Source organism: Achromobacter sp. (assembly GCF_050285585.1).
In the GTDB taxonomy this organism is placed as follows: domain Bacteria; phylum Pseudomonadota; class Gammaproteobacteria; order Burkholderiales; family Burkholderiaceae_B; genus Achromobacter.
On the sequence record NZ_JBLZXF010000085.1, the window covers coordinates 1 to 4,289 of the forward strand.

A 4,289-nucleotide genomic window follows, 5' to 3' on the forward strand; every position below is an offset into this window, starting at 1 on the left:
AACGGCCCCACCACGTGCTCCATCAGGCTGTCGATGAAGCCTTCGCTGATCATCAGGTGGACGTTGCCGCGCTGCATCCCGCGCCATTCCTGCAGGCGCGCGTTCAGGTGTTCCTGCTGCGCGCGGCAGCCCCGGTAGTACTCCAGCAGCATCTCGGCCGCCTCGGTGGGCGCCAGGCCGCGCGAGCGGCGTTCGAACAGCTGCACGCCCAGTTCCTTTTCCAGCAGCTGGATCTGCCGGCTGATGACGGACGGGGCCGTGTCGAGCTTGTCGGCCGCGCCCCGTATCGAGCCGCAAGCCACGACCTCGTGGAAGTATCTCAGGCGGACCTGGCTGATTTCCTGCATATCCCTGTGTTCCCCAGGCGCGGACGCACCGGCCGTTGATTGCCCCTGCGTTGCCCGCAAGGCAACGATAATTTATCACCTTGGTCATTGTTTCGAACGCGTCCTCTTCCAATAATGGCGGCGCCGGGAGCAAAAGACTTCCGGCTTCATTCCCAGCCATCGCGGGCGCAGACCCGCGCAGGAGACATGCAATGCCGCACCCGACCACGCCGGGCGCCGACCCGCGCCTGGCCCCCCTGTATCGCAAGATCACATGGCGCCTGCTGCCGTTCTTGCTGCTCTGCTACGTTTTCGCCTACCTGGACCGCATCAACATCGGCTTCGCCAAGCTGCAGATGCAGCAGGACGTCGGCATCTCCGATGCGGTCTATGGCCTGGGCGCGGGCATCTTCTTCCTGGGCTATGTCATGTTCGAAGTGCCCAGCAACCTGCTGCTGACGCGCATCGGCGCGCGCCGCACCATCAGCCGCATCATGGTCCTGTGGGGCCTGACCTCGGCCTCGATGCTGTTCGTGCAGGGGGAATGGAGCTTCTACGCGCTGCGCTTCATGCTCGGCGTGTTCGAGGCCGGCTTCGCGCCCGGCATGATCTTCTACCTGACCTACTGGTACTCGCAGTCGCGCATGGCGGGCGTCATGGCGGTGGTCATGCTGGCCGGGCCCATCGGCGGCATCGTGGGCGGCCCCATGTCGGCCTGGATCATGACCGCTTTCTCGGGCGCGCACGGTCTGCACGGCTGGCAATGGATGTTCCTCCTGGAAGGCCTGCCCTGTGTGCTGCTCGGGGTGGCGGCCTACCGCTACCTGGACGACAAGCCCGCCGAAGCGCGCTGGCTCAGCGCCGGGGAAAAGGCGCTGCTGGCGGCCGACCTGGAATCGCGCGGCGCGCAGCAGAAACATTCTTTCGCGCAGGTGCTGCGCGACCCGGTCATCTACGGCATGGCGCTCACGTACTTCTGCCTGATCTGCGGCATCTATGCCGTGAGCTTCTGGCTGCCCACCCTGCTCAAGCTGGCGGGCGTGCAGGACACGATGGAAATCGGCCTGTACTCGGCCATCCCCTATGCGGCGGCGGCCCTTTTCATGTTGTGGCTCGCGCGCAGCTCGGACCGGCTGCAGGAACGGCGCTGGCATACGCTGGCCCCGGCGCTGATGGCCGGCCTGTCGCTGTGCGTGGCCACGGCCGCGCCGACGCAATTCGCGCTTTCCCTGACCGCGATCACGCTGGCCACGGGGTTCATGTGGGCCGCGTACACGGTATTCTGGGCGATCCCTTCGCAATACCTGAAGGGAGAGGCGGCCGCCGGCGGCATCGCCCTCATCAACAGCATCGGCCTGCTGGGCGGATTCCTCAGTCCATCGATCATCGGGTGGTCCAAGGAAGCGACCGGCTCGCTGGCCGGGGGGCTCTACGTGATCTCCGCCCTGCTGGTGGCCGGAGCCCTGCTCCTGCTGTTGAACCGCCCGCCCCGTTCCGCCCACGCGCGCGCCTGACGTCCAACCCACAGGAAACCCATCATGCACATTCTGGTTGCTGGCTTCCAGCACGAAACCAACACCTTCGCGCCCTCCCTGGCGGGCTACGACAATTTCGTCCGCGGCGAAGGCTTCCCGGCCATGGTGCGCGGCGACGACATGCTGGCGCTGCGCGAGGTCAACATTCCCGCCGGCGGCTTCATCAACGCGGCGCTGGCCCAGGGCCATACCGTGCGCACGGTGATCTGGGCGGGCGCCAGTCCCTCGGCCCACGTCACCCGCGACGCCTACGAGCGCATCGCCGGCGAAATCCTGGACGCGGCCCGCGCCGGCGGCTACGACGCCGTCTACCTGGACCTGCACGGCGCCATGGTCGCCCAGCACCTGGACGACGGAGAAGGCGAACTGCTGGCGCGCATGCGCGAGATCGTCGGGCCCGGCGTGCCGGTGATCGCCAGCCTGGACCTGCACGCCAACGTCACCGCGCAGATGCTGCAGGCCGCCGACGGCCTGGCGGCATTCCGGACCTATCCGCACGTGGATATGGCCGACACGGGGAAACACGCGGCGCGGCTGCTGCAGGCCCGCGCCGCCGCCGGCGGCGCCTGGAGCCGCAGCGAGCGCCGCCTGCCCTTCCTGATCCCGATCAACGGCATGTGCACGATGCTGGAGCCGTCGCGGGGCGTCTATGAGCTGCTGGCCCGGCTGGAACAGACTCCCGGCGTGGCATCGATTTCGTTCGCGCCGGGATTCCCCGCCGCGGACTTCCCCGAATGCGGGCCGGTGGTGTGGGCATACGGCACCGATGCCGCGGCGGTCGAGCGCGTGACCGAAACGCTCTACCAGCGCGTGCTGGAACTGGAGCCGCAGTGGTCGCCCGACTTCCTGGAGCCCGCCGAGGCCGTGCGCCGCGCCCAGGCGCTGGCGGCGGGCGCCTCGCGCCCCGTGGTGATCGCGGACACGCAAGACAACCCGGGCGCGGGCGGCGACGCCAACACCACGGGCATGCTGCGCGCGCTCGTCGAGGCCGATGCGCAGAACGCCGCCCTGGGGCTTTTCTACGATCCCGAGGCCGTGCGCCTGGCCACCGAGGCCGGACTCGGCAACAAGGTGCGGCTGAAACTGGGCGGCCAGTCCGGCGTTGCGGGGGACGCCGCGTTCGAAGGCGAGTTCACGGTGGAAACGCTGTCGCCCGGCAAGCTGCGCTTCGACGGGCCGATGATGAACGGCATGGACGTGGACCTGGGCGCCGTGGCGGGCCTGAGGATCGGCGGGGTGCGGGTGGTGGTCAGCGCCACCAAATCGCAGATGCTGGACCGCAACCTGTTCCGCGTCGGCGGCGTGCAGCCCGAGGAAATGGGGATCCTGGTCGTGAAAAGCTCCGTGCACTTCCGCGCGGACTTCCAGCCGATCGCGCACGAGGTGCTGGTGGCGAAGGCGCCCGGCCCCATGCAGGCCGACCCTGCGGACCTGCCCTGGACCCGTCTGCAGCCGGGCATGCGCATCAAGCCGCTGGGCCGGGCGTTCTCGTACTGAGCCTCCCAGCCGGCGCCGGCCGCCGCGCGGCGGCCGCTATTTCAGCTTGGCCTGCGGGCTGACGAAATCCTCCAGCGTCAGTCCCTTTTCCTTCAGGATCGCTTCCAGCACCGGCTGCAGCCTGCCCAGGCTTTCCTGGACGGTTTCGCGCACGGTGTCGACCACCACCTGCGTGCTGCGCTCGATCTCGATATTGACGAAATCGCCGGCCTGCTTGTCTTCGAAGACCGTCATGCGGCGGGTTTCGGGGATCAGCCAGACCTCGAACCAGCCTTCGGCGCGGTTGACTTCCGACACGGTCAGGCTGGCGCCGTTGATGGCGATGTAGCCCTTGGCGAAGACATACTTGCGGAAATCCGGCGGGATGCCGAAGCGCATCAGGCGGTTGGTGTCGGAGGACTTCACCATCAGGACCTCGGACGTGAAGTCCACGTGGCCGGATAGCGGATGGCCGCCGATCTCGGCGCCGTCCTTCGCCGCGCGCTCGACGTTGGCGCGGTCGCCCTCCTGGTAGCTGCCCAGCGTGGTGATCGCCAGGCTTTGCCGCATGACGTCGAACGTGGCCCGGTTCTCGCCCAGCAGCTCGGTGACGGTCAGGCAGACGCCGTCGGTCGACACGCTGGCGCCCACCGCCAGATCCACGCAGAATCCCGGCGGAAAATCGAGCGTGAACGTGCGCAGGCCGTCGCGATCGGAGATCTTCGCGATCTTCGCGGTGCCTTGGACAATACCTGTGAACATGTGAATCCTGGAAAGCGGGCGCGGCGGCCCCTGCAAGCAAAACATCAACGTTAACCGATATTTTGCCAGGGGCCGCCGCGGCGTCTTCCCGAGCCGGGGCTCAGTGCTTGATGGCGATGGTCTTCAGCGTGGTGAAGCCGTACAGGGCCTCGAAGCCCTTCTCGCGGCCGTAGCCCGATTGGCGCGAACC

4 protein-coding genes are annotated in these 4,289 nt (G+C 67.8%); 2 read left to right on the forward strand and 2 right to left on the reverse strand.

The features are described 5' to 3' along the window. Window positions 1–347: LysR family transcriptional regulator (locus tag ACN6PJ_RS31140; RefSeq protein WP_427999489.1), on the reverse strand; the 347-nt coding region annotated here is incomplete at its 3' end. Between the two features lie 191 nt (window positions 348–538). On the opposite strand from ACN6PJ_RS31140, the gene ACN6PJ_RS31145 reads away from it, so the two are divergent. Together ACN6PJ_RS31145 and ACN6PJ_RS31150 are read left to right on the forward strand one after the other, a co-directional pair. Then, on the forward strand, window positions 539–1,840 hold the full coding sequence (locus tag ACN6PJ_RS31145) for an MFS transporter (RefSeq protein ID WP_427999490.1): 1,302 nt from the start codon (window positions 539–541) through the stop codon (window positions 1,838–1,840). 24 nt (window positions 1,841–1,864) lie between these two features. Beyond that, window positions 1,865–3,358 (forward strand): M81 family metallopeptidase, encoded by a 1,494-nt coding sequence (locus ACN6PJ_RS31150; RefSeq protein WP_427999491.1) that lies wholly within the window; start codon window positions 1,865–1,867, stop codon window positions 3,356–3,358. A 36-nt stretch (window positions 3,359–3,394) separates the two neighbouring features. Here the strand turns inward: ACN6PJ_RS31150 and ACN6PJ_RS31155 are convergent, their stop codons facing one another. Beyond that, complete coding sequence (locus ACN6PJ_RS31155) at window positions 3,395–4,099, reverse strand: riboflavin synthase subunit alpha (RefSeq protein WP_427999492.1); 705 nt, start codon at window positions 4,097–4,099, stop codon at window positions 3,395–3,397. Window positions 4,100–4,289 lie beyond the last annotated feature (190 nt).